The organism is Tersicoccus mangrovi, from assembly GCF_036881825.1.
Lineage (GTDB): Bacteria > Actinomycetota > Actinomycetes > Actinomycetales > Micrococcaceae > Tersicoccus > Tersicoccus mangrovi.
Genome location: NZ_JBAJMW010000005.1, coordinates 91,825 through 115,560, shown reverse-complemented (window position 1 = coordinate 115,560; position 23,736 = coordinate 91,825). Strand labels below are relative to the sequence as shown.

General features: G+C 71.8%; 19 protein-coding genes and 1 pseudogene. 9 read left to right on the top strand and 11 right to left on the bottom strand.

All coding sequences use genetic code 11. From position 1 onward, the window contains the following. Positions 1–42 precede the first annotated feature (42 nt). The 4 genes from rfbA to V6N00_RS11190 are packed head-to-tail and all read left to right on the top strand — an operon-like array spanning position 43 to position 4,003. Positions 43–909, top strand: coding sequence for a glucose-1-phosphate thymidylyltransferase RfbA (gene rfbA / locus V6N00_RS11205; protein WP_334232395.1), 867 nt, complete (start codon positions 43–45; stop codon positions 907–909). Between the two features lie 4 nt (positions 910–913). After that, on the top strand, positions 914–2,371 hold the full coding sequence (locus V6N00_RS11200; RefSeq protein WP_334232394.1) for a glycerophosphodiester phosphodiesterase: 1,458 nt from the start codon (positions 914–916) through the stop codon (positions 2,369–2,371). Positions 2,372–2,405: 34 nt separating this feature from the next. Further along, positions 2,406–3,530 carry a glycosyltransferase family 4 protein gene (locus V6N00_RS11195; protein ID WP_334232392.1) on the top strand — a complete coding sequence of 375 codons (1,125 nt, stop codon included), beginning with the start codon at positions 2,406–2,408 and terminating at the stop codon, positions 3,528–3,530. After that, positions 3,527–4,003, top strand: coding sequence for a hypothetical protein (locus V6N00_RS11190; protein ID WP_334232390.1), 477 nt, complete (start codon positions 3,527–3,529; stop codon positions 4,001–4,003). Before V6N00_RS11195 ends, V6N00_RS11190 begins: the two co-directional genes overlap by 4 nt. A 33-nt stretch (positions 4,004–4,036) precedes the next feature. On the opposite strand, the gene V6N00_RS11185 is transcribed toward V6N00_RS11190, so the two are convergent. From V6N00_RS11185 to V6N00_RS11165, 5 genes and pseudogenes are all read right to left on the bottom strand, one after another. Beyond that, on the bottom strand, positions 4,037–5,386 hold the full coding sequence (locus tag V6N00_RS11185) for a UDP-glucose dehydrogenase family protein (protein WP_334232389.1): 1,350 nt from the start codon (positions 5,384–5,386) through the stop codon (positions 4,037–4,039). A gap of 95 nt (positions 5,387–5,481) precedes the next feature. Then, positions 5,482–5,991: a VanZ family protein gene (locus V6N00_RS11180; protein WP_334232734.1), complete on the bottom strand. Its 510-nt coding sequence runs from the start codon at positions 5,989–5,991 to the stop codon at positions 5,482–5,484. 62 nt (positions 5,992–6,053) lie between these two features. Continuing rightward, a complete protein-coding gene (locus V6N00_RS11175) occupies positions 6,054–6,614 on the bottom strand; it encodes a Na+/H+ antiporter NhaA (RefSeq protein WP_334232388.1) in 561 nt (186 codons plus the stop codon). Positions 6,615–6,795: 181 nt separating this feature from the next. After that, positions 6,796–7,329 (bottom strand): annotated as a pseudogene (locus V6N00_RS11170) (Na+/H+ antiporter NhaA); the annotation flags it as partial. Positions 7,330–7,549: 220 nt separating this feature from the next. Further along, on the bottom strand, positions 7,550–8,572 hold the full coding sequence (locus V6N00_RS11165) for a LacI family DNA-binding transcriptional regulator (protein WP_334232387.1): 1,023 nt from the start codon (positions 8,570–8,572) through the stop codon (positions 7,550–7,552). Positions 8,573–9,010: 438 nt separating this feature from the next. Here V6N00_RS11165 and chvE point away from each other — a divergent pair, with 438 nt between their 5' ends. The 3 genes from chvE (at position 9,011) to mmsB (ending at position 13,062) form a co-directional block, all read left to right on the top strand. Continuing rightward, positions 9,011–10,144, top strand: coding sequence for a multiple monosaccharide ABC transporter substrate-binding protein (chvE, locus tag V6N00_RS11160; RefSeq protein ID WP_416385084.1), 1,134 nt, complete (start codon positions 9,011–9,013; stop codon positions 10,142–10,144). 85 nt (positions 10,145–10,229) lie between these two features. Next, positions 10,230–11,756 carry a multiple monosaccharide ABC transporter ATP-binding protein gene (gene mmsA, locus V6N00_RS11155; RefSeq protein WP_334232385.1) on the top strand — a complete coding sequence of 509 codons (1,527 nt, stop codon included), beginning with the start codon at positions 10,230–10,232 and terminating at the stop codon, positions 11,754–11,756. Between the two features lie 4 nt (positions 11,757–11,760). After that, entirely contained in the window at positions 11,761–13,062 is a 1,302-nt protein-coding gene (mmsB, locus tag V6N00_RS11150) for a multiple monosaccharide ABC transporter permease (RefSeq protein ID WP_334232384.1), read from the top strand. Positions 13,063–13,157: 95 nt separating this feature from the next. Here the strand turns inward: mmsB and V6N00_RS11145 are convergent, their stop codons facing one another. After that, positions 13,158–13,484 (bottom strand): hypothetical protein, encoded by a 327-nt coding sequence (locus tag V6N00_RS11145; RefSeq protein ID WP_334232383.1) that lies wholly within the window; start codon positions 13,482–13,484, stop codon positions 13,158–13,160. A 2-nt stretch (positions 13,485–13,486) separates the two neighbouring features. After that, on the bottom strand, positions 13,487–13,984 hold the full coding sequence (locus V6N00_RS11140; protein ID WP_334232382.1) for a DUF2505 domain-containing protein: 498 nt from the start codon (positions 13,982–13,984) through the stop codon (positions 13,487–13,489). Between the two features lie 326 nt (positions 13,985–14,310). Between V6N00_RS11140 and mfd the strand changes: the two genes are divergently transcribed. After that, the gene (gene mfd, locus V6N00_RS11135; protein ID WP_334232380.1) at positions 14,311–17,970 is read left to right on the top strand and encodes a transcription-repair coupling factor; all 3,660 of its coding nucleotides are present in this window, start codon (positions 14,311–14,313) and stop codon (positions 17,968–17,970) included. A gap of 189 nt (positions 17,971–18,159) precedes the next feature. Here mfd and V6N00_RS11130 read toward each other — a convergent pair whose 3' ends face one another. The 4 genes from V6N00_RS11130 to V6N00_RS11115 all read right to left on the bottom strand — a co-directional run bounded on the left by V6N00_RS11130 (position 18,160) and on the right by V6N00_RS11115 (position 22,089). Next, a complete protein-coding gene (locus V6N00_RS11130; protein ID WP_334232379.1) occupies positions 18,160–18,447 on the bottom strand; it encodes a hypothetical protein in 288 nt (95 codons plus the stop codon). 70 nt (positions 18,448–18,517) lie between these two features. Continuing rightward, complete coding sequence (deoC, locus tag V6N00_RS11125; RefSeq protein WP_334232377.1) at positions 18,518–19,222, bottom strand: deoxyribose-phosphate aldolase; 705 nt, start codon at positions 19,220–19,222, stop codon at positions 18,518–18,520. 137 nt (positions 19,223–19,359) lie between these two features. Next, positions 19,360–21,219: a phospho-sugar mutase gene (locus tag V6N00_RS11120; protein WP_334232376.1), complete on the bottom strand. Its 1,860-nt coding sequence runs from the start codon at positions 21,217–21,219 to the stop codon at positions 19,360–19,362. A 60-nt stretch (positions 21,220–21,279) separates the two neighbouring features. Beyond that, complete coding sequence (locus tag V6N00_RS11115) at positions 21,280–22,089, bottom strand: purine-nucleoside phosphorylase (RefSeq protein ID WP_334232374.1); 810 nt, start codon at positions 22,087–22,089, stop codon at positions 21,280–21,282. A 116-nt stretch (positions 22,090–22,205) separates the two neighbouring features. On the opposite strand from V6N00_RS11115, the gene V6N00_RS11110 reads away from it, so the two are divergent. Continuing rightward, the gene (locus tag V6N00_RS11110; protein ID WP_416385076.1) at positions 22,206–23,663 is read left to right on the top strand and encodes an NAD(P)H-quinone dehydrogenase; all 1,458 of its coding nucleotides are present in this window, start codon (positions 22,206–22,208) and stop codon (positions 23,661–23,663) included. Positions 23,664–23,736: the final 73 nt, after the last annotated feature.

The following is a 23,736-nucleotide window of genomic DNA, read 5'->3' as shown; positions in this document are numbered from 1 at the left end:
CGAGGGCGAGACCGGGCGCCCGCCGGAACAGGGGGCTGGAACATGCGGGGGATCCTTCTCGCCGGGGGTACGGGGTCGCGACTGCACCCCGTCACGCTGGGTACGTCGAAGCAATTGGTGCCCGTCTACGACAAACCGATGGTGTACTACCCGCTGTCGACGCTCATGCTGGCCGGCATCCAGGACATCCTCGTCATCACGACCCCTCACGACGCCGACCAGTTCCACCGCCTTCTCGGGGACGGCTCCCGGTTCGGTGTGGACTTCAGCTACGTCACGCAGCCGAGCCCGGACGGGCTGGCGCAGGCGTTCCTGCTCGGCGCCGAGCACATCGGCAACGACACGGTGGCCCTCGTGCTCGGCGACAACATCTTCTACGGCCCGCGGATGGGCCGGCAGCTGCGCCGCTTCGCCGACGTCGACGGCGCCGCCGTCTTCGGCTACTGGGTGGCCGACCCGACGGCGTACGGCGTCATCGAGTTCGACGAGAACGGTCGGGCGGTGTCCCTCGAGGAGAAGCCGGCCGAGCCGAAGAGCAACTACGCCGTCCCGGGCCTGTACTTCTACGACAACGACGTCGTCGAGATCGCCCGCGGCCTCCAGCCCTCCGCCCGCGGCGAGCTGGAGATCACCGACGTCAACCGGACCTACCTGTGCGCGGGCAAGCTGCAGGTGGAGATCCTGCCCCGCGGCACCGCCTGGCTGGACACCGGCACGTTCGACTCGCTGCTGGACGCCTCCGACTTCATCCGCACAGTGGAGAAACGGCAGGGCCTGTCCATCGGCTGCCCCGAGGAGATCGCCTGGCGGCGCGGCTTCATCGACGACGAGGGCCTGCGGGAGCGCGCGGAACCGCTGGTCAAGAGCGGCTACGGCCGGTACCTGCTGAACCTGCTGGAACAGGGGTGAGACGGTGAGCGGAGCACCCAGCTCTCCGGCCGGCCCGTCACGGCGGACGGTGCTCGGCGCCGTGGGCTCGGCGCTGCTCCTCGCGGCGTGCAGCGCGCCGGTGTCCGCTCCGGCACCCTCGTCCGGAACCGCTGCACCTCCGTACACCATCGATCAGCTGCTGGCCCAGGTCCCCTTCCTCATCGCGCACCGCGGGAGCGGAGACACGTGGACCGAACACACGATGGATGCGTACCGGCGATCGGTGGACGCCGGAGCAATGGCGCTGGAGATATCCGTCCATGCCACCAAGGACGGTGTCCTCGTCTGCCACCACGACGGCAACACGAAACGGATGACCGGCACCGACCTGGAGATCGCGGAGACCACGTGGGCCGAGCTGTCGACACTGCCAAACGACGCCCGTGCCTGGCTGGGCCCGGCGGCCGCTCTCCAGCCGATCCCGCGACTGGCCGACGTGCTCGACGCCTTCATCGACACCCACGTGCTGTTCGTCGAGGACAAGAGCGGAAAGAACCCACGGCAGGTGCTCGACATGGTCCTCTCCCACCCGACTGCCCGCGAGCGCGTGATCTGGAAACAGCACGCAGGAGCGCCGAACCTCGCCTTGGCGAAGAGCCGGGGACTGAAGAGCTGGGGGTACTTCACCACCGACGAACTCGACGTCTTCGACGAGTACCAAGGCAGATTCGACCTGATCGGCATGATCGTCCAGGCCGACGATCGGGCGTTCGAGCGAGCGGTCGCCACGGGGAAGCCCGTGATCGCCTGGGAGGTCCACCGCCGCAGTGAGCGGGAACGCCTGGAGAAGCTGGGGGTGCGGGGGCTGATGTGCTCGAACTACCCGTACGTGGCCCGGACCTTCAAACCGGCGGCCCAGGATGCCTTCGCCAGCGGGCTGCGGGCCGCCGGCGACCTTCCTCAGAACGTCGGTGGAGACTGGACCGACCAGCCGCTCCTCCTGCCGAAGGAGCGCGCCTGTCGCTTCGACCAGAAGATGCCGTCGAGCTACGTACTTGGCTCGATGACCTTGGACGACCGGCCGATCTACTCGATCCAGTGGCAGCTGAGCTGGCCGGACGCCATGCCGGGAGCCCGCGACCACGCCGGTGTTGCCTTCGGGCAGGACACGGACGAGCCCTACCGGCCCCTCGAAGTGTCCGCCGCATCGGGATACCACGTGCTGTTCCGGGCAAACGGTGAGGGCGGCCTCTACCGACGGGCCGCCGGCGTCCGGTCGGGGGAACTGCTCGGCGATTTCCGGAGTCCGGCGCCGAAGCCGGGGGAATGGGTCTCGTTCGTCATCGAGGTCACCCGGACCACCGTCGTCTTCCGCCGGCTGGGCAACGACGCCTGGTCGGCGGGTGCGCGGGACGAGACATATCGCGGCGACTACCTGTCGCTGTACAAGAACTATGCGGGCACGGTCCCGGTGGAATTCCGGGACGTCCGCATTGCATGACAGCCCGCCGATCGGGCGCTCGTCGGCGCCCCGGGTGCTCATCGCCCACCCCTCGCCCGATCTCTACGGGTCGGACCGGATGCTGCTGGAGGCGGTCGCGGCCTTCGAGGAGGACGGGTGGGACGTCGACGTCGTCCTGCCCGCCGACGGCCCGCTGGTGGCGGAGCTGGCACGCCACCGCTGTCGGGTCGCGGTGGCGCCGATGCTCGTCCTGCGCAAGGCGTTCCTGCGGCCCTCCGGGCTGGCCGAGCTGGCGGTGCGCAGTGCCCGCTCGGTCCTGCCCACGCTGCGGCTGATCGCCTCCTCGAAGCCCGACCTGGTCTACGTGAACACCCTGACCATCCCCGGCTGGCTGCTCGCCGGCCGGGTGACCGGGCGCCGTGTGCTCGCCCACGTCCACGAGGCGGAATCCGGCGTGCCCCGCGCCGTCGCGGTCGGCCTCGCGGCGCCCCTGATGGCCGCGCACCGCGTCGTGGTCAACTCGCGGGCCACGGGCCGGGTGCTCACCGACGCCGTCGGCGCCCTGCGCGGGCGCATCGACCTCGTGTACAACGGGGTGCCCGGACCGGCGCACCCGTCACCGCCGCGCGAACGGCTGGACGGCCCGGTCCGGCTGACCGTCGTCGGCCGGCTCTCCCCGCGGAAGGGCACCGACGTCGCGATCGACGCCCTCGCCCGGCTGCGGGACCGCGGGTTGCCGGCGTGCCTGACCCTCGTCGGGTCCGTGTTCCCCGGGTACGAGTGGTTCGAGGAGCAGCTGCGGGAGCAGGTACGGCGCCTCGGGCTCGACGACGCGGTCACGTTCACGGGGTTCGTCCCCGACCCGTCGGTCGCGCTCACGGCGGCGGACATCGCGCTCGTGCCTTCCCGGGTCGAGCCGTTCGGCAACACGGCGATCGAGGCGCAACTGGGGCTGCGCCCGGTGGTCGTCAGTGCGACGCAGGGCCTGGTCGAGACGGTCGACGACGGGCGGTACGGCGCCCTGGCCGCACCCGGCGACGCCGCGGACCTGGCCGACCGGATCGCCGAGCTCGTCGACGGGTGGCTCGCCGCCCTCGAGCGGGCCCGCGCCGCCCGGCAACGCGCGGTCCGGGACTTCTCACCGGACCAGTTCCGCCGGGCGCTGGTGGCGGTGGCGCGCCGGCTCACCGGGCGGTGACGACTTCGTTGCGCGTCTTCTGCCCGGAGACGGAGCTGGCCGAGGACGGGCTCGTCGTCCGGACCGGTGACCACGTCCGGCGCATGGCGACGCCGCGGATCGATCACCGGCTCGGGACCGTGGACGCCCTGCCGTGGGCTTTCGACCAGTACGCCGAGTACGTGGGAGATCCGGTGTCGCTCGTCGGCGGCCGGGTGAGCGCGATCGACGCCGTCTACGCCCGGCTGACCGAGCTCGAGGACGGTAGCTGGAGCCTGCGGCCCGGTACCGAATGGACGGAGCCGGTCCCCGCGACCTCCGCCACGCGGCAGCCTGCCGAGCGCATCGACTGGCAGCCGCTGAGCCCATCGGACGCCGAGGGCCACCAGTACGGCATCGGTTTCCCTGTCTTCACCGAGGGCGACGAGACGCACGTCGGCTGGGTGTTCACGCTGCAGGACGCCGTCGTCGAGGCCGTGCCGACCAAGGGCTGACGTCGGACTCGGCCGGGGCTCAGGGGGCGGGCCTCAGGGGCGGCCGAGTGCCCGGTACGTCCAGCCCGCGGCACGCCAGGTGGCGGGGACGAGCACGTTGCGCCCGTCGAGGATGCGCCGGGCGCGGACCAGGGCACCGGTCGCCTCCGGGTCCAGGCCCGTGAACTGCTTCCACTCGGTCAGCAGCAGCACGGCGTCCGCCCCGGCCAGGGCGGCGTCCACGTCCGGCTCGTACGTCAGGTCGGGGAACCGGTGCTCGGCGTTGGCGAGGGCCTTGGGGTCGGTGACGACGACGTTGCCACCCTGCAGCTGGATCTGGGCGGCGACGTTGAGGGCGGGGGAGTCCCGAACGTCGTCGCTCTCGGGCTTGAACGCGGCGCCGAGCACCGCGATCTTCTTGTTCAGGAACGAACCGTCGCACACCTCGCGCGCGAGCTCGACCATGCGGATGCGGCGGCGCATGTTGATCGAGTCGACCTCCCGCAGGAAGGTCAGCGCCTGGTCCGCGCCGAGCTCGCCGGCCCGCGCCATGAAGGCCCGGATGTCCTTGGGCAGGCAGCCGCCGCCGAAGCCGAGGCCGGCGTTGAGGAACTTGCGGCCGATCCGGTCGTCCAGGCCGATCGCGTCGGCGAGTTCGGTGACGTCCGCACCGGAGGCCTCGCACAGTTCCGCCATCGCGTTGATGAAGGAGATCTTGGTGGCCAGGAACGAGTTGGCCGCGGTCTTGACCAGCTCGGCGGTCGGGTAGTCGGTGATCAGCCGCGCCGAGCCGTTCGCCAGCGGGGCCGCGTAGATCTCGTCGAGCACCGCGGCGGTCGCGTCCCGGTCGGCGTCGTCGGCGATGCCGTAGACCAGCCGGTCCGGGTGGAGCGTGTCGGTGACCGCGTGACCCTCCCGCAGGAACTCGGGGTTCCACACCAGACGCACGTCCGGGTGGGCGCGGTGCAGGTCCTCGGCCAGCCGGCGGGCCGTGCCGACGGGCACGGTCGACTTGCCGATGATGAGGTCCCCGGGAGCGAGGTGCTCGGCGGCGGAGGAGAAGGCCGCGTCGACGTACCGCAGATCCGCGGCGTTCTCCCCGCGCCGCTGCGGGGTCCCGACACAGACGAAGTGGGCCCGCGCCCCGGCGATCTGCGCCAGGTCGGTGGTGAAGCGCAGGCTGCCGGTGTGTCCGCCGTCGGTAGCGGACTCACCGGAACCGCGCGCCTGGATGTCGGCCAGCAGCTCGTTCAGACCCGGCTCGTAGAAGGGCGCCGCCGCGGACTGCAGGGCGGCGATCTTGCCCTCGTCGACGTCGACCCCCACGACGTCGTGGCCCAGACTGGCCATGCACGCGGCATGCACCGCTCCGAGATAGCCGCACCCGATCACCGAGATCTTCACGCCACCAGCCTTTCGCCCAACGACCTGCCGCGGTCAGCATATGGGGTGCAGGAGCCGCGACTCGACCAGCGCGTGAATGGCGGATGACCTGCGGGTCAACGTGACGCGGCGTCGCCGGCGGGACGGGAGGCCGGAGTGGACGCGTGCCGGCGGGAGACCGTCGCCGACCAGACGCGGGCAACGAGGACGACGACGGCCACCCCGATCACGGTCCCGACGGTGTTGGCTGCGACGTCGCCGAGCGAGGCCACCCGGGTGGGCAGGAACAGCGCCTGGGCCGTCTCGATCGCCCCGGACACGACGGCGCCGACCGCCACGCCCCACCACCGGGCGCGCGGAGGCAGCACGAGGGCGAGGAACAGGCCCGCGGGGACGAACAGGGCCACGTTGGCCAGCCACTCGACCGTGCCGTACTCGGCCCAGGCGAACCCGGCGGCACGCCACCGGTCCAGCAGGGCGAGGAGGGAGGCGTCGATGCCGGCGTCGGCGCGCTCGGGGCGCAGGGTGATGAACGCCAGCGCGGCGCCGTACGCGATCGCCAGCAGCACAGCCAGCGTGTGGCGGAACGCCCGGAGCCGGGCGCCGGCGCCGGGGCGTGGGGGCATGCGCTCAGGATACTGAGGCCCGCCGCACGGGCTCCGTGTCCGAGCCACGCGCGGGCTGTGGATCAACCGACGCGGTGGATGGCGCGCCGGCGGTGGTGCCGGTTGCGCAGGCGCAGCACGATCGCCGCGAGCACCGCGGCGGTCAGGGATCCGGTGAGGATCGCGACCTTGGCGTGGTCGTGGTGCGGGCTGGAGGCGGCGAAGCTCAGCTCCGCGACGAGCAGGGAGACGGTGAAGCCGATGCCGCCGAGCACCGCGATGCCGGCCAGGTCGGCCCATCCGACCGTCGGGTCCAGCCGGGCCCGCGTCGTGCGGGTCAGCAGCCAGGTGGTGCCGAGGATGCCGATCGTCTTGCCCGCGACCAGGCCCACGGCGATACCGATCGCCACCGGGTCCGTGGCGGTGGCCCGGACGCCCTGCCAGCCGCCGAGCGCGACCCCGGCGGAGAAGAACGCGAAGACGGGCACGGCGACACCCGTGGAGAGGGGCCGGAGCCGGTGCTCGAACGTCTCGGCCAGGCCCTCCTCGTCGTGGGTCTCGGGTGTGCGGGTGCGCACCCGCACCGGTACGGTCAGCCCGAGCAGGACGCCGGCGATGGTGGCGTGGATACCCGAGGCGTGCACGCACCACCAGGTNTGTCCCCCCCCGCACCGGTACGGTCAGCCCGAGCAGGACGCCGGCGATGGTGGCGTGGATACCCGAGGCGTGCACGCACCACCAGGTCACGAGCGCCAGGGGGAGCAGGAGGAGCGTCGCCGCGCCGGGGCGTGTGCGGAAGAGGCGCTCCCTGCGCTGGGCGATCACGGCGAACAGCCCCAGGGGAACGAGGGCGGCCAGCAGGTAGAGCGGCTGGAGTTCCGCGGTGTAGACGAGCGCGATGATGACGATGGCGATCAGGTCGTCGACGACGGCGAGCGTGAGCAGGAACGTGCGCAGCGCCGACGGCAGATGCGAGCCGATGACCGCGAGGACGGCGAGGGCGAACGCGATGTCGGTGGCGGTCGGGATGGCCCAGCCGCGCAGCGCCTCCGGCCCGGACGAGGCGGTGACGATCACGAAGATCAGGGCCGGGACCGCGACACCGCCGAACGCCGCGGCGACCGGGACGATCGCGCGGGACAGGTCCCGCAGGTCGCCGACGATGAACTCCTTCTTCAGCTCGAGGCCGACGAGGAAGAAGAAGAGGGCGAGCAGGCCGTCCGCGGCCCATTCGCCGACGGTCAGGTCCAGGTGCAGGGCGTCGATGTTCAGGTGCAGGTCGCGCAGCGTCGTGTACCCGTCGGCCCAGGGGGAGTTGGCCCACAGCAGGGCGAGCGCGGTGGCGGCCAGCAGGAGCATCCCACCGACGGTCTCGCGCCGGAGGATCTCGCCGATGCGGCGGTCCTCGCGGCGGCTCCCGCGGCCGAGGATCGTGCGCTGGACGGCTTCCGTCACGCGGGCGGCGGGGGAGGGGGCAGCATCGGGAGTGGGATTCTGTTCGGTCACGGGCGGCTCCGGGGTCGTGCGCCGTGAGGCGCGCAGGACGAATCGACGCCGACCAGACTTCCCGGCACACCTCCTACGAGGCTACCGGACGCCCCGTCGTCGAGCGGACCACGAGCCGGGGCTCGACGACGCCGGGGGCCTGCTGGGCGTCGGCGTCGAGGGCGGCGAGCAGCGCGCCGATGCAGCGCCGGCCCAGTTCCTCGAAGTCCTGCCGGACCGTGGTCAGGGGCGGGAAGAAGTAGGCGGCCTCGGGCTGGTCGTCGAAGCCGACGACGCTGATGTCCTCGGGCACGCGCAGCCCCGCCTCCTGGACGCCGCGCAGCAGCCCGAGGGCCATCTGGTCGTTGCCGACGAGGACCGCCGTGACGGCACGGCTCGCGGCCAGTTCGCGGCCCACCTCGTACCCGCGTGCGGCGGTCCAGTCGCCCTCGACCAGCAGGTCCGCGGCCAGCCCTGCCCCGGCCAGTGCGTCCCGCCAGCCCGCGACGCGCTCGGCGGCGTCGTACCAGTCGAAGGGACCGGCGAGGTGGCCGATGCTCGTGTGCCCGAGGCCGATCAGGTGCTGGACGGCCAGCCGCGCGCCGAGGCGCTGGTCGACGCCGGCGCCGGCGAGCAGGCGCTCCGGGTCCGAGGTCGCGGCGACGACCGGGAAGGCGGGGGCCACCCGGTCCAGTTCCTCGAGCAGTCCGGGGTGCGGGACGACGACGACGAGTCCGTCCACGCCCTGGTCGCCGAAGTGGTCGACCGCGTCCCGGACCGCCTGCGGCGTCACGGTGCGCAGGGTCGCGATGCTGACGAAGTACCCGACGTCCCGCGCGGCCTGCTCCAGGCCCAGCAGCGTGCGGGCCGGCCCGTACTGCGCGAGCTCCGAGGCGAGCACGCCGATGGTCTGGGAGCGGCGGGTGACGAGGCTGCGCGCGGCCGGGTTGGGCCGGTAGCCGAGCTCGGCGATCGCGGCCTCGACGCGCTCGCGGGCTCCGGCGCTGACGTTGGGGTGCTGGTTCAGCACCCGCGACACGGTCTGGTAGGAGACGCCGGCCATCCGGGCGACGTCCTTCATGACCGGTGCGCGCCGTGAGGCGGGATGGATGCTCATGGGTCCCTCTCTCGTCCTGCCTACGGTATGTCGGTGCTTCCGCCGACGACAGCACGCCGCGGAGGCAGCGCCGCCGTCGGCGTGGAAGCTCGGGGACCGGCGGAGGCGTCGCCTCGTACGGCACGAGGCCGGCCGCACACACCGGTCGGGAGGGACCGCGCTCAGTGTGAACGCTCACAGCGTGAAACGTCAAGCATTCGACACGATGGTGAGAACGTTCACAACGTGTCTTGACTCACATGGGGGCCGCCCCTACTGTGGTGCCGTTGTGAACGTTCTCACCGCCGGCAGCGCAGCCGCGGAACTGGTGAAACGGGAGCTGCCAGGGGGTATGTCCGGCGAGCCGGGTGCCGACGGGCGGCAGCCGCGGAACCGGACCGGCAAGGGCGCTAGTCCCACAGCACCAGTTCGCAGGCACTCGGCCTGCGGGAGGAGACCATCGTGAAGTTCAAGAAGTCCTGGGGCGTGCTCGCCCTCGTCCTGGCGGTCCTCGTGGCCCTGACCGGCTGCGGAGCCCGCGGCAGCGCCGCCGGCTCCGGCAACAGCGGCAGCGCCGACGCCAACGGCTCCCTCGTGGGCATCTCGATGCCCACCCAGACGTCGGAGCGCTGGATCGCCGACGGCAACAACGTGCAGGACTCGCTCAAGAAGCTCGGTTACAAGACCGACCTGCAGTACGCCAACGACGACATCCCCACGCAGGTGTCGCAGATCGAGAACATGCTGACCAAAGGCGCCAAGGCCCTGATCATCGCCGCCATCGACGGCACGACGCTGACCGACGTCCTCGACAAGGCCAAGCAGCAGAACGTCAAGGTGATCGCGTACGACCGCCTCATCAACGGCTCGCCGAACGTGGACTACTACACGACGTTCGACAACTACCAGGTGGGCGTCCAGCAGGCCACGTCGCTGCTGACCGGTCTCGGCCTCGTGGACGCGAACGGCAAGAAGACCGACGCGAAGGGTCCGTTCAACATCGAGCTGTTCGGCGGCAGCCCCGACGACAACAACGCCGGCTTCTTCTGGAACGGCGCGATGGACACCCTCAAGCCGTACCTCGACGCCGGCACCCTGAAGGTCCCCAGCGGCCAGAAGAACTTCAACCAGGCGGCGATCCTGCGCTGGCAGGCCTCCGTGGCGCAGAAGCGCATGGAGGACATCATCTCCAGCGCCTACAGCTCCGGCAAGAAGCTCGACGGCGTGCTCTCCCCGTACGACGGCCTGTCCATCGGCATCATCTCCGCGCTGACCGGCGCCGGCGGCTACAGCCCCTCCAAGCTGCCCGTCATCACCGGCCAGGACGCCGAGAAGGCCTCGGTCAAGTCGATCATCGCGGGCCAGCAGTACTCCACGGTGTTCAAGGACACCCGCAAGCTGGGCGCCCAGGCCGTCACCATGGTCGACGACCTGCTCAAGGGCAAGCAGCCCGAGGTGAACGACACCAAGAGCTACAACAACAAGGTCAAGGTCGTCCCGGCCTACCTGCTGAAGTCCGTCGTCATCACGAAGGACAACTACCAGAAGGAACTCGTGGACTCGGGCTACTACCAGGCCTCGGACCTCAAGTGACCTCGGCGGTGGGGGCCGTCGCCGTGCGGCGGCCCCCACCGTGCCCGACCATTCCCCTCGGTAGTGCCAGGAGGCAGCGGCCCCGATGTCGACCCCCATCCTCTCGATGCGCAGCATCACCAAGACGTTCCCCGGCGTCAAGGCGCTTCAGGACGTCAGCCTCGACGTCGCCCGCGGCGAGATCCACGCGATCTGCGGGGAGAACGGCGCCGGCAAGTCCACCCTCATGAAGGTGCTCTCCGGGGTCTACCCGCACGGCTCCTTCGACGGCGAGATCCTGTTCGAGGGGGAGGAGTGCCGGTTCTCGAGCATCTCGGACAGCGAGAAGCGCGGCATCGTCATCATCCACCAGGAGCTCGCGCTGAGCCCCTACCTCTCGATCGCCGAGAACATCTACCTGGGCAACGAGCAGGCCAGGCGCGGCTGGGTGAACTGGCAGAAGACCAACCTCGAGGCGGCGAAGCTGCTGGCCCGCGTCGGCCTCGACGAGAACCCGGCGACGCCGGTCCAGCACATCACCGTCGGCAAGCAGCAGCTCGTCGAGATCGCCAAGGCGCTGTCCAAGCAGGTCAAGCTGCTCATCCTGGACGAGCCGACCGCGGCGCTGAACGACGAGGACTCGAGCCACCTGCTCGACCTCATCCTGCACCTGAAGGCGCAGGGCGTCACGAGCATCATCATCAGCCACAAGCTCAACGAGATCCGCAAGGTCGCCGACGCGGTCACGATCATCCGTGACGGGCGGACCATCGAGACCCTCCGCCTGGCGGACGGCGTCACCCAGGAGCGGATCATCCGCGGCATGGTGGGCCGCGAGCTGGCGAGCCTGTACCCCGAGCGCGATCCGCGCCCGGGCGAGGAAGCCCTGCGCATCGAGGACTGGTCGGTCCGCCACCCGCAGGACGCCACCCGCATGGTCGTGCAGAACGCCACCATCAACGTCCGCCGCGGCGAGGTCGTCGGGCTGGCCGGGCTGATGGGCGCGGGTCGCACCGAGCTGGCGATGAGCGTCTTCGGGCGCACCTACGGCCAGGCCGTCTCGGGCCGGGTGCTCAAGGACGGGCAGGAGATCGACACGTCGACCGTGGCCGGCGCGATCCGCCACGGCATCGCCTATGCGACCGAGGACCGCAAGTACTACGGGCTGAACCTCATCGAGGACATCAAGCGGAACATCTCCACCGCGGGGCTGCGCAAGCTCGCGCCGCGCGGCTGGGTGGACAGCAACCGGGAGACCCTCGTGGCCGAGGACTACCGGAAGAGCATGAACATCAAGACCCCGTCGGTGGCCGCTGTCGTCGGCAAGCTCTCCGGCGGGAACCAGCAGAAGGTCGTGCTGAGCAAGTGGATGTTCTCCGACCCGGACGTGCTCATCCTCGACGAACCCACGCGCGGCATCGACGTCGGCGCCAAGTACGAGATCTACTCGATCATCGCCAGGCTGGCGAGTGAGGGGAAGGCGATCATCGTCATCTCCTCCGAGCTGCCCGAGCTCCTCGGGATCTGCGACCGCATCTACACCCTCGCGGATGGCCGGGTCACGGGCGAGGTCCCGATCGCGGAGGCCACCCAGGAGACCCTCATGCACCACATGACCCGAGAGAAGGAATAGCCCCATGTCCGCCCTCCGAGACTCCCTCGGCTTCCTGGCCAGCCGCCTCCGTCAGATCGGCATCTTCATCGCGCTGATCCTGATCGTCCTGCTCTTCCAGGGGCTGACCGACGGCATCCTGCTCGAACCGCAGAACGTCACCAACCTCGTGGTCCAGAACAGCTACATCCTGATCCTGGCGATCGGCATGGTGATGGTCATCATCGCGGGGCACATCGACCTGTCGGTCGGGTCGGTCGCCGGCTTCATCGGCGCCGTGGCCGGCGTCCTGATCGTCCAGTGGGGCTGGCCGTGGTGGGCCGGCATCGTCGCGTGCCTCGTCGTCGGCGCCCTCGTCGGGGCGTGGCAGGGCTACTGGATCGCCTACGTCGGCATCCCCGCGTTCATCGTCACCCTCGCGGGCATGCTCGTCTTCCGCGGCCTGACCCTCATCACCCTGCGCAACCAGCAGATCACCCCGTTCCCGGAGGAGCTGCGGGCCCTCGGCGGCGGCTTCCTGCCGGACCTGTCCGGCGGCAACTCGGTGCTCGAGTGGCTCACGGTGATCCTCGGCGTCGGCGCCACCGCCGCGTTCGTGACGCGGGAACTGCGCCAGCGCCGCATCCGGATCCGCTTCAACCTCGAGAGCGAGCCGACCTCCTGGTTCGCCGTGAAGATCGGCTTCAGCGCCCTGCTCATGCTGTTCATGACGTTCCTGCTGGCCAGCTACCGGGGCACGCCGATCGTCCTCATCGTGCTCGGCGTGCTGATCGTCGGCTACAGCGCGGTGATGGGCAACAGCGTCTTCGGCCGCCACATCTACACGGTCGGCGGCAACCTGCACGCGGCCGAGCTCTCCGGCGTCAAGACCAAGCGCGTCACGTTCCTCCTGTTCGTCAACATGGGCGTGCTGGCGGCGCTGGCCGGCCTCATCTTCACCGCCCGCCTGAACTCGGCGCAGCCGGCCGGCGGCAACGGGTTCGAGCTCGACGCCATCGCGGCGGCCTTCATCGGCGGCGCGGCGGTGACGGGCGGCATCGGCACGGTGGCCGGCGCGATGATCGGTGGCCTCATCATGGGCGTGCTCAACAACGGCATGTCGATCCTGGGCCTGGGCACCGACTACCAGCAGCTGATCAAGGGCCTCGTCCTGCTGGTCGCCGTCGCCTTCGACATCTTCAACAAGAACCGCAGCGGGGGCGGTGGCGGCCTCGGCCGGCTGTTCGCCTTCCGGCGCGGGGGCACGGCCCCGGCTCCGGCCGCCGCGACCAGCGGGACGCCCCAGCAGGAACCGGTGACCACCGGCTCCGGCGCGAGCGCCTCCTGATACAGGCTCCGGGGCCGACCTCCGCCCCGGGACGACGACGGCCCCGGTCACCGCTGCGCGCGGTGGCCGGGGCCGTCTTCATGTCGCAGCCGTTTTCAGCCGAGCGCGCGGAAACCGATCACCAGGGTGGCCAGGGCCAGGGTGATGGAGACGGCGACGACGAGCAGCGGCAGCGCCGGCGCGGTGGTCGCCGGGGTCGATGTCGGGGCTGCTGTCGTGTGGGCGGCGTCGTCGGTGCGCTGCGCGGCAGCCGGACTTGCCTCCGTCGTCGACCCAGCCGTCGATCCCGTCGTCGAGCCGGGTGTCGTGGTCGGGGTGTGGCGGGCGGTGCGCAGGGTGCGGGCGGCGAGGATTCCCCAGGCCACGAGTGACCACAGGCCCGCGATGATGAGCAGGACGGCCAGCGGGGTGGGCAGGGACACCGTCAGTGCTCCTTGATCCATCGCGCGACCGCGTCGGCCTGGTGCTGCACGGCCTTGCCGATCACCGGCTCCGCCATCTGCGCGATCCGTCCCCCGAGGAAGGGGATACCGGACGTCACGTCACCGGTGACCGTGAGCGTGCACCCGTCGCGGGTCGGGGTCAGCTGCTCGGTCCCGGTGACCTTGAGCGGCACGCTGCCGAACGAGATCACCACGTCCGAGGTGCGGCCGCCTTCCCCGGCGGGCGCGGACCAGTGCTCCTCCTGGGTCAGCAGCAGGCGCCCGCCGATGAAGGCCTTCGCCATGTCCGGGATGCGCGCGTCGTCGACGGCCCGGCTGATCATGACGGTGAAGGCGCCCGCCGGGTCACCGTCCACCCGGAAGTCCTCGAGCGAACCGCCCGCGGCGTCGCCGGCATACTGCGCGAAGCCGCGGTCGGCGAAGGCGCGGATGACGGTCTCGACCGGGGCGTCGATGGTGGCGGTCGCGGTCAGGCTCATGCGGCGGTCCTCTTCGAAGCGGTGGGGGTGGGAACGCGCGGGCAGGGCGCCCGGCTCGGTCTCCCATCCTAGGCGCCGCCCGTCCGGCGCCGATTCCACCCGCAGCGGACAGAGCGCCGGCGCCCCACTTCCGACGGGGGCGCGTTGGTAGGCTGGAGACGTACCCGGGGTCCGTGCTGGACCTCGGGCGTTCGTGCTGCCCGTCCTGTGTCCCGACCCTGAATCGGTCGCATTGAGAGGTCGATGCCACGAGCGCACTGTCCTCGACCGACGCCGTACGCCTGCGACGCCGTGTCCCTCACGCCGTGTCCCGAGGAGTCCTTCCCATGAGCCTGACCGGTCTGCGCACCGCCCTGGCGGACGAGTCCGGGGTCGCCCGGCTCGCCCGCCTGTCCCGCGCGGGCGCCGACGCGCCCGAGTCGCTGGAGATCAGCGCCCCCGCCGGCCTGCGCGCCGCCCTGCTGGCCGAGCTGGTCACCGGCATGGCCGACGCCGGGGACGGACCGCGGCCCGGTGACACCGACGCGGGCCGCGCCCCCGTTGCGCTCGCCGTCACGGCGACGGACCGCGAGGCCAACGACCTCGTCGACGCGCTCAGCTGCTACCTGCCGGCGGGGTCCGTCGAGGTGTTCCCCGCGTGGGAGACCCTGCCGCACGAGCGGCTGTCCCCGCGCTCGGACACGGTGGGCACCCGGTTGCACGTGCTCCGCCGGCTGGTGCACCCCGAGAAGCCGGCCGGCCCGGCGTCGAGCGAGGCCACCGCGCCGTTGCGCGTCGTCGTCGCACCCGTCCGCGCCGTCGTGCAGCCCGTCGTCGCCGGCCTGGAGGACCTTGAACCGGTGACCGTGGCCGTCGGTGAGGACCACGAGTTCTCCGGCCTCGTCGCCGCGCTGTCCGCGGCCGCCTACGCGCGGGTCGACATGGTCACCCGGCGGGGCGAGTTCGCCGTCCGCGGCGGCATCCTCGACGTGTTCGCGCCCACCGCCGACCACCCCGTGCGGATCGAGTTCTTCGGCGACGAGGTGGAGAACATGCGGTACTTCTCCGTGGCGGACCAGCGGTCCCTGCCCGGGGATGAGCTGCGCAGCCTCTACGCGCCGCCCTGCCGAGAACTGCTCATCACTCCGGCCGTCGCGCAGCGGGCCGCCGCCCTGATGCCCGCGATGCCGGGCGCCGTCGCCATGCTCGAGAAGATCGCCGCCGGCATCGCCGTCGAGGGCATGGAGTCGCTCGCCCCCGTGCTGGCCGACGGGATGGTGCCCGTCGTCGAACACCTGCCCGGTGGGTCCGTGCTCGTGCTGATCGAGCCGGAGAAGGTGCGCACGCGCGCCCACGACCTCGAGAACACCGACGCCGAGTTCCTCGCCGCGGCCTGGGCCACGGCGTCCGACGGCGGGGAGGCCCCGCTGCAGCTCAGCGACGCCGGGCGCGGGCTGCAGGCCGGCGGGTTCGCCTCCCTGGCGGACACCCGGACGACGGCCCTCGCCGCCGGGGTGCGGTGGTGGGCGATGTCCTCGTTCGTCCAGCCGGACGACCTGCTCCCCGACGTGGACACCCTGCGGGTCGATGCGCGGGAGCCGATCCGCTTCCAGGGCGACGTCGAGCAGATGCTCGCCTTCCTCGGCGGCCGGGTCCGCGACGACTGGCGGATCGTCGTCACCACCCCCGGGCCCGGGCCGGCGCAGCGCATCGCGGAGCTGCTGCACGACGCCGACATCCCCGCCGCGCGGGTCGACGACATCCCCGCCGTCCCCGAGCCCGGCATCGTCCACATCACGACCGGCGCGGCCGACGGCGGCTTCGTCGTCGAACCGCTGAAGCTGGGCCTGCTCACCGAGACCGACCTGCTCGGCCGGGCCAGCGCCTACGGCACCCGCGAGATGCGCAAGATGCCCGCCCGGCGCCGGCGCAACGCCGTCGACCCGCTCAGCCTGACCGCCGGGGACCTCGTCGTGCACGAACAGCACGGCATCGGCCGGTTCGTCGAGCTGATCCAGCGCACCACGGGCGCCGGCAAGTCCCGCACCACCCGCGAGTACCTCGTCATCGAGTACGCACCGGCCAAGCGCGGCGCCCCCGGCGACCGCCTGTTCGTGCCCACCGACCAGCTCGACCAGGTGACCCGCTACGTCGGCGGCGACGCCCCGGCGCTGTCAAAGATGGGCGGCAGCGACTGGACACGCACCAAGAACCAGGCGCGGAAGGCGGTCAAGGAGATCGCCGGCGAGCTGATCCGCCTCTATTCGGCCCGGATGGCCTCCCGCGGGCACGCCTTCGGTCCGGACACGCCGTGGCAGCGCGAGCTGGAGGAGGCGTTCCCGTACGTCGAGACGCCGGACCAGCTGACCACGATCAACGAGGTCAAGGCCGACATGGAGCGCGAGGTGCCGATGGACCGGCTCGTCTCCGGCGACGTCGGCTACGGCAAGACCGAGATCGCCGTGCGGGCGGCGTTCAAGGCCGTGCAGGACGGCAAGCAGGTGGCCGTCCTGGTGCCCACCACGCTGCTCGTCCAGCAGCACTTCGAGACGTTCTCGGAGCGGTTCTCCGGCTTCCCCGTGCGGATCCGCGCCCTGTCCCGGTTCCAGACGGCCAAGGAGTCGAAGGAGACGGTCGCGGGTCTGGGGGACGGCAGCGTCGACGTCGTCATCGGCACGCACCGGCTGCTCTCGGACCAGGTCCGGTTCAAGGACCTCGGCCTGGTGATCGTCGACGAGGAGCAGCGGTTCGGCGTCGAGCACAAGGAACAGCTCAAGAAGATGCGCACCAACGTCGATGTGCTCGCCATGAGCGCGACGCCGATCCCGCGCACGCTCGAGATGGCGGTCACCGGCATCCGGGAGATGTCGACCCTGGCGACCCCGCCGGAGGAGCGCCACCCCGTGCTGACCTACGTCGGCCCCTACACGGACAAGCAGGTCACCGCCGCGATCCGGCGTGAGCTGATGCGCGAGGGCCAGGTGTTCTTCGTGCACAACCGGGTCTCCTCGATCGAGCGGACCGCCGCGCACCTGCAGCAGCTGGTCCCCGAGGCGCGCATCGCCGTCGCCCACGGGCAGATGAGCGAGTCCCGGCTCGAGCAGATCATCGTCGACTTCTGGGAGCGGCGCTTCGACGTGCTGATCTGCACGACGATCATCGAGACGGGCCTCGACATCGCCAACGCCAACACCCTGATCATCGACCGGGCCGACTCCTACGGGCTCTCGCAGCTGCACCAGCTGCGCGGGCGCGTGGGCCGTGGCCGGGAGCGGGCGTACGCGTACTTCCTGTTCCCGTCGGAGAAGCCGCTCGGCGAGGTCGCGCTGGAACGACTCAAGGCCGTCGCGCAGCACAACGAGCTCGGCGCCGGCATGCAGCTGGCGATGAAGGACCTCGAGATCCGCGGGGCGGGCAACCTGCTCGGCGGGGAGCAGTCCGGCCACATCGCCGGCGTCGGGTTCGACCTGTACCTGCGCCTGGTGGGGGAGGCCGTCGCCGACTTCCGGGGCGAGAAGGACGAGACGCCGGCGGAGATGAAGATCGAGCTGCCGGTCAACGCCCACCTGCCCGAGGACTACGTGCCCGGCGAGCGGCTGCGCCTGGAGGCGTACCGCAAGCTCGCCGCCGCGTACTCGGAGGAGTCGATCGACGAGGTCCGCACCGAGCTGACCGACCGTTACGGGGAGCCGCCGGCCGAGGTGGAGAACCTGCTCGCCGTCGCCCGGTTCCGGATCGCGGCCCGTGCGGCGGGGCTGACCGAGGTGATCGCGCAGGGCGCGATGGTCCGCTTCGGGCCGATCGCGGACCTGCCCGAGTCACGGCAGATGCGCCTGACCCGCATGTACCCGGGGGCGCTGGTCAAGCCGGCGCTGAACGCCGTGCTCATCCCGAAGCCGAAGTCCGCACCGATCAGCGGCGTCGACCTGACCGACGAGGCCATCCTGACGTGGGCGCGCGGCGTGGTCGAGGCCGTCTTCGCGAAGGAGCCGGTCGTCGCCGGCTGAGCGTCGGCCCTGTTGCCCATCCGCGCCGAGTCAGCCGGTTCTTCCCGAAAGGCATGCTCTGAGAGCACCGCTTTCGGGCGGAACCCGCTGTCTCACGAGAGGGTGGCGCCTGAGAACGCAGAAGAACCCCGGCCACGTGGCCGGGGTCCTGCTGCGTCGTACTGCTGTGCTGCGGCGCGCTGGGCGCGCTCAGCGGCCGGCGTGCTCCTTGCGGGTGGGCCGGGAGAAACCGACGAAGTAGGCGAGGGACGCGATGATGATCGCGGCCGGCATCGCCCACCAGGTGGCCGGGTTGCTGTGGTCGACGAAGCTCATCAGGTAGATGCCCACCAGGAAGACGACGAACAGCACGATGAACGTCACCAGGTTGCTGACGAAGCGACCCTCGCCGGAGTGCTGACGATGCTCGGTCTCCATCGGCTCGCGCCGGTCCTCCCAGTCGTCGCGGGGCGCCCGACCTGTCGCTGCTGTGCTCATCATTCCTCCGGTGGTTCGCGATCGGTGACTGCTCTCATGGTACCCACGCCGTGCGGCAGGACCGGCCGCGTCAGTACCCGCTGCCGGTGCCGCCGGTGACGATGGCGATGCCGGAGCTCGCCCCGATCCGGGAGGCGCCGGCGCTGATCATGGCGAGCGCGTCCTCGCGGGTGCGGACGCCGCCGGAGGCCTTGACGCCGAGCTGCTCGCCCACGACGCGGCGCATCAGCGCGATGTCCTCGACGGTGGCGCCACCGCCGCCGAAGCCGGTGGAGGTCTTGACGAAGTCCGCGCCGGCGTCGACCGCGCAGCGGCAGGCGAACTCCTTCTGCTCGTCGGTCAGCATCGACGTCTCGAGGATCACCTTGAGCGTGGCCTGGCTGACGTGCACCGCCTCGGCGACCGCGGCGATGTCGACGACGACGGCGTTGCGGTCCATCGCGATCACCGCGGGAATGGTGATGACCATGTCCACCTCGTCGGCGCCGTCCAGGCACGCGCCGCGCGCCTCGTAGACCTTCGCGTCCGTCGGGGTCGACCCGAACGGGAACGCCGCGACCGAGCAGGTGAGCACGTCGGTGCCGCGCAGCGCCTGCCGGGCGGTCGAGACCCACAGCGGGTTGACGCACACCGACCGGAAGCCGTGGTCGATGGCCTCCTCGCACAGCGTGAGGATGTCCTGCCGCGAGGCGTTCGGCTTCAAGAGGGTGTGGTCGATGTAGCCGGCGAGCTCGGAGGCGGTCAGGGACGCCGCGTCGACGCTGTTCGAGGGCATGGCGGGCCTTTCGTCGGGGATCGGATCCATGCTCGCACACCGGTGAGCCCGCGCCGGTCGTGCCGTCAGTGCATGCGGCTGGTGCGAGCGGCTGGGCGGTTCGGCTGGGCGGTTCGCCGTCCGTTCGGTCCCGCGGGTCAGTCCTCGCGGGGCGAGAGGTCGAGCAGGTCGCGCAGGTCGGCGGCGATCGCGTCGAGGGACGCGTCCGCGGCCTCGACGGCGGCCGGCAGCTCGGCGCGGGACGCGGCCGGGACCACGACCTCGAGGTAGCACTTGAGCTTCGGTTCGGTGCCGGAGGGGCGCACGATGACGCGGTTGCCCGCCTCGGTGACCCAGTAGAGCCCCTCGGTCGGGGGCAGCGCCGGCAGGCCGGGCACCGCCTCTCCCGCGGCCAGGTCGACGGCGACGACGACGGCCGAGCCGTCGAACACCGTCGGGCCCGTCTCCCGCAGCCGGTGCATCATGGCGTCGAGCAGCCCGAGGTCCGAGACGCGCACGGAGAGCTGCCGGGTGCGGTGGACGCCGTGCAGCAGGAACAGGTCCTCCAGCACGTCGACGAGGGTGCGGCCCTCGGCCTTCGCGTCAGCGGCCAGCTCCGCGGCGAGCAGCCCGGCGCTGATGCCGTCCTTGTCCCGCACGGCGGCGGGGTCGACGCAGTAGCCGAGCGCCTCCTCGTAGCCGAAGGTCAGCCCGGGGGTTCGGGTGATCCACTTGAAGCCGGTCAGGGTGACCCGGTGCTCCACACCCGCGCCCGCGGCGATCCGTGAGAGCAGCCGGGACGAGACGATCGAGTTGGCGAACACGAGGCGGGCCGGGCCACTGCCGCTCGGGCCGGCGGCGGCGTCGTCGTCGGCGGCGGCACGGCGCTCGCGGTCCAGCACGTGCGCGCCGAGCAGCGCTCCGGTCTCGTCCCCGGTCAGGACGCGCCAGTGGCCGTCGTGCGCGACGGCCAGGGCCACCCGGTCCGCGTCGGGGTCGTTGGCGATGACGAGGTCGGCCTCCCGCTCGCGGGCGGCGGCGAGGGCCAGGTCGAGGGCCCCGGGCTCCTCGGGGTTCGGGAAGGCGACGGTGGGGAAGTCCGGGTCCGGCTCGGCCTGCTCGGCCACCACGTGCACGTCGGCGAAGCCGGCGTCGGCCAGCACCCGGCGTATCGTCGCGCCGCCCACGCCGTGCATCGGGGTCAGCACGATGCCGAGGTTCCGCGCCTCGTACACGTCGGGCCGGGCGAGGGCGGTGACGTCGGCGCGGTACTCGTCCGCGATCGACGCGTCGAGCACCGTCCAGCCGTCCTCGGCGAGCGGCATGGCGGCGGGGTCGGTCGGGTCGACGGCGCGGATCCGCTCGGCGATCGCGGCGTCGACGGGGCTGACGATCTGCGCGCCGCGGCCGTCGTCGTCGACGGCCCGGCCGCCGAGATAGACCTTGTAGCCGTTGTCCTGCGGCGGGTTGTGGCTCGCCGTGACCATGACGCCGGCGTCCGCGTCGAGCCGGCGCACGGCCCATGCGAGTACGGGGGTCGGCAGGGCCGCGGGCATGAGCAGCGCGTCGATGCCGGCCGCGGTGAAGACGGCGGCGGTGTCGGCGGCGAAGTCCGCCGAGCCGTGCCGGGCGTCGAAACCGATCACCGCGCGGGGTGTCCAGGCCCCGCCGGCGACGTCGAGCAGGTACCGGGCGAGCCCGGTGGCCGCCTGCCGCACGACGAGCCGGTTCATCCGGTTCGGGCCGGGTCCGAGAGCCGCACGCAGGCCGGCGGTACCGAAGGTCAGCGGGCCGGCGAACTCGTCGGCGAGGCGCTCCCGCGCGGCCTCGTCCCCGGTCGTCGCCGCGTCGAGGTCGGTGAGCAGGGCCGTGCGCGTGTGCGGGTCGGGGTCCGCGGCCGCCCACGCGCGCGCGCGTGCCTCGAGCGTCGAGTCCGTGGCATCCGGCGCTTCTGCCGAGCCGGGTCCGGTGGTCGCGGGGGAGGAGGGCGGGGACGACGACGTCCGCTGCTGGCTCATGCGGGTTCCTCGGGTGGGCGGTGCGGGGGAGAGGTGGTGGAGGGAGTGCGGTGCGGCCGGTCAGAGCCGACGGACGATGCCGGCGAGCAGCGCGCTGATGCGCGGCCCGGCGTCCTGCCCGGCCTGCAGCACCTCGGCGTGGCTGAGCGGCGTCTCGCTGATGCCCGCCCCGAGGTTGGTGACCAGCGAGATGCCGAACACCTCCAGGCCGGCGTGGCGGGCAGCGATGGCCTCCAGCGCGGTGGACATGCCGACCAGGTCGGCGCCGAGCCGGCGCGCCATCTGCACCTCGGCCGGCGTCTCGTAGTGCGGGCCGGGGAACTGGGCGTACACGCCCTCGGTCAGCTCCGGGTCCACCTCGCGGGCGATCGCGCGGATGCGCGGGGAGTAGAGGTCCGTCAGGTCGACGAACGTCGCCCCCTCGAGCGGGGACGCCCCGGTGAGATTGAGGTGGTCGGCGATCAGGACGGGGGAACCGGGGCCCACCTCGGGACGCAGGCCGCCGCACCCGTTGGTCAGGATCATGGTCGTGGCACCGGTCGCGGCGGCGGTGCGCACGCCGTGGGCGACGGCCCGGACGCCGCGACCCTCGTAGTAGTGCGTGCGGGCGCCGAGGACCAGGACGCGGCGGCCGGTCTCGGTACGCAGCGACCGCAGCGTGCCGACGTGGCCGGCGACGGCCGGTCGGGCGAACCCGGGCACGTCGGTGGCGTCCAGCTCGGCGACGGTCTCCCCGATCAGCTCGGCTGCGCCGCCCCATCCCGACCCGAGGACGAGGCCGATGTCGTGCTGCTCGACGCCGGTGCGGTCGGCGATGACGGCGGCGGCGGACGCGGCGAGGGCGAAGGGATCGTCGGTGGGGGTGCTCACCCGTCCGACCCTACCGGCTGCCGGGAATGAGGTTGCTCACGCCCGGGCGCGTCCGCGCACGTCCGCCCGGCGTGGCGAAACCCGGGCTTTGCCCCTGACGAAGCGGATGGACGAGAATGGTCGCCGTGAAGAATCAGCTGGACTATTCGTCGTTGCGTCTCGGGATCATCGGCGGCGGCCCCGGCGGCTACGAAGCCGCCATGGTCGCCTCCTCGCTGGGGGCCGAGGTGACGATCGTGGAGTCGCAGGACGTGGGCGGCAGCGCGGTGCTCACCGACGTCGTCCCCTCCAAGACGCTGATCGCCACCGCGGACGCCATGACCGCCGCCGCCGACGCGGACGCCCTGGGCATCAAGTTCGCCTCCGCGGGCGGCGCCACGGGCGACACCCCGGGACTGGACACGACGACGCCGGCCCCCGCGATGTGGGCCGACCTCGCCGGCGTGAACCAGCGCCTGCTCAAGCTGGCGAAGGACCAGTCCGCGGACATCCACGCGACGCTCGTGCGCAAGGGCGTGCGGATCATCTGCGGCCGCGGCCGGCTGCTGCCGGACCACACCATCGAGGCGACGACCGACGCGGGCACCGAGCTGATCGACGTCGACGCCGTGCTGCTGGCCGTCGGCGCGAGCCCCCGCGAGCTGCCCTCGGCGACGCCGGACGGGGAGCGGATCCTCAACTGGAAGCAGGTCTACAACCTCGATCTGCTGCCGGAACACCTCATCGTCATCGGTTCCGGTGTCACGGGTGCCGAGTTCGCGTCGGCGTACGTCGGACTCGGGGCCGAGGTCACGCTCGTCTCCTCCCGCGACCGCGTGCTGCCGGGCGAGGACCCCGACGCCGCGGCCGTGCTGGAGGACGTGCTGCAGAAGCGCGGGCTGAACCTGCTTCCGCGCTCGCGTGCGAAGGCCGTCGCCCGCACCGAGAACGGCGTCACGGTCACCCTCGAGGACGGCTCCACGGTGGACGGCTCGCACTGCCTGCTGGCCGTGGGTGCCGTGCCGAACACGCAGGACCTCGGGCTCGACGACGCCGGCGTGGCGGTCTCCGAGTCCGGCCACGTCGTCGTCGACGGGGTGTCCCGTACGACGGCCTTCAACGTCTACGCGGCGGGGGACTGCACCGGCGTCATGCCGCTCGCCTCGGTCGCCGCGATGCAGGGCCGGATCGCCGTCGCGCACCTGCTCGGCGACGCGGTCAAGCCGCTGCGGATCAAGCAGGTCTCGTCCAACATCTTCACGTCCCCGGAGATCGCGACGGTCGGGGTAACGGAAGCGGACGTCGAGTCGGGCCGGTACCAGGCCGACGTCTTCACCCTCTCCCTGAACTCGAACGCGCGCGCGAAGATGATGCACGTCAAGGACGGCTTCGTGAAGGTCTTCGCCCGCCAGGGCTCCGGCACGGTGATCGGCGGCGTCGTCGTCGGGCCGCGCGCCTCGGAGCTGATCTACCCGCTCGCCATCGCCGTGAGCCAGAAGCTGAACGTGGACGACATCGCCTCGACGTTCACCGTCTACCCCTCGCTGTCCGGCTCGATCGCCGAGGCGGCCCGCCGCCTGCACGTCCACCAGTAACACTCCGGGCACACCCCACAGACGACGCCAGCTCGCGGACTTCTGCTGCATTCGTCCTCGTGTCGAGGGCCGA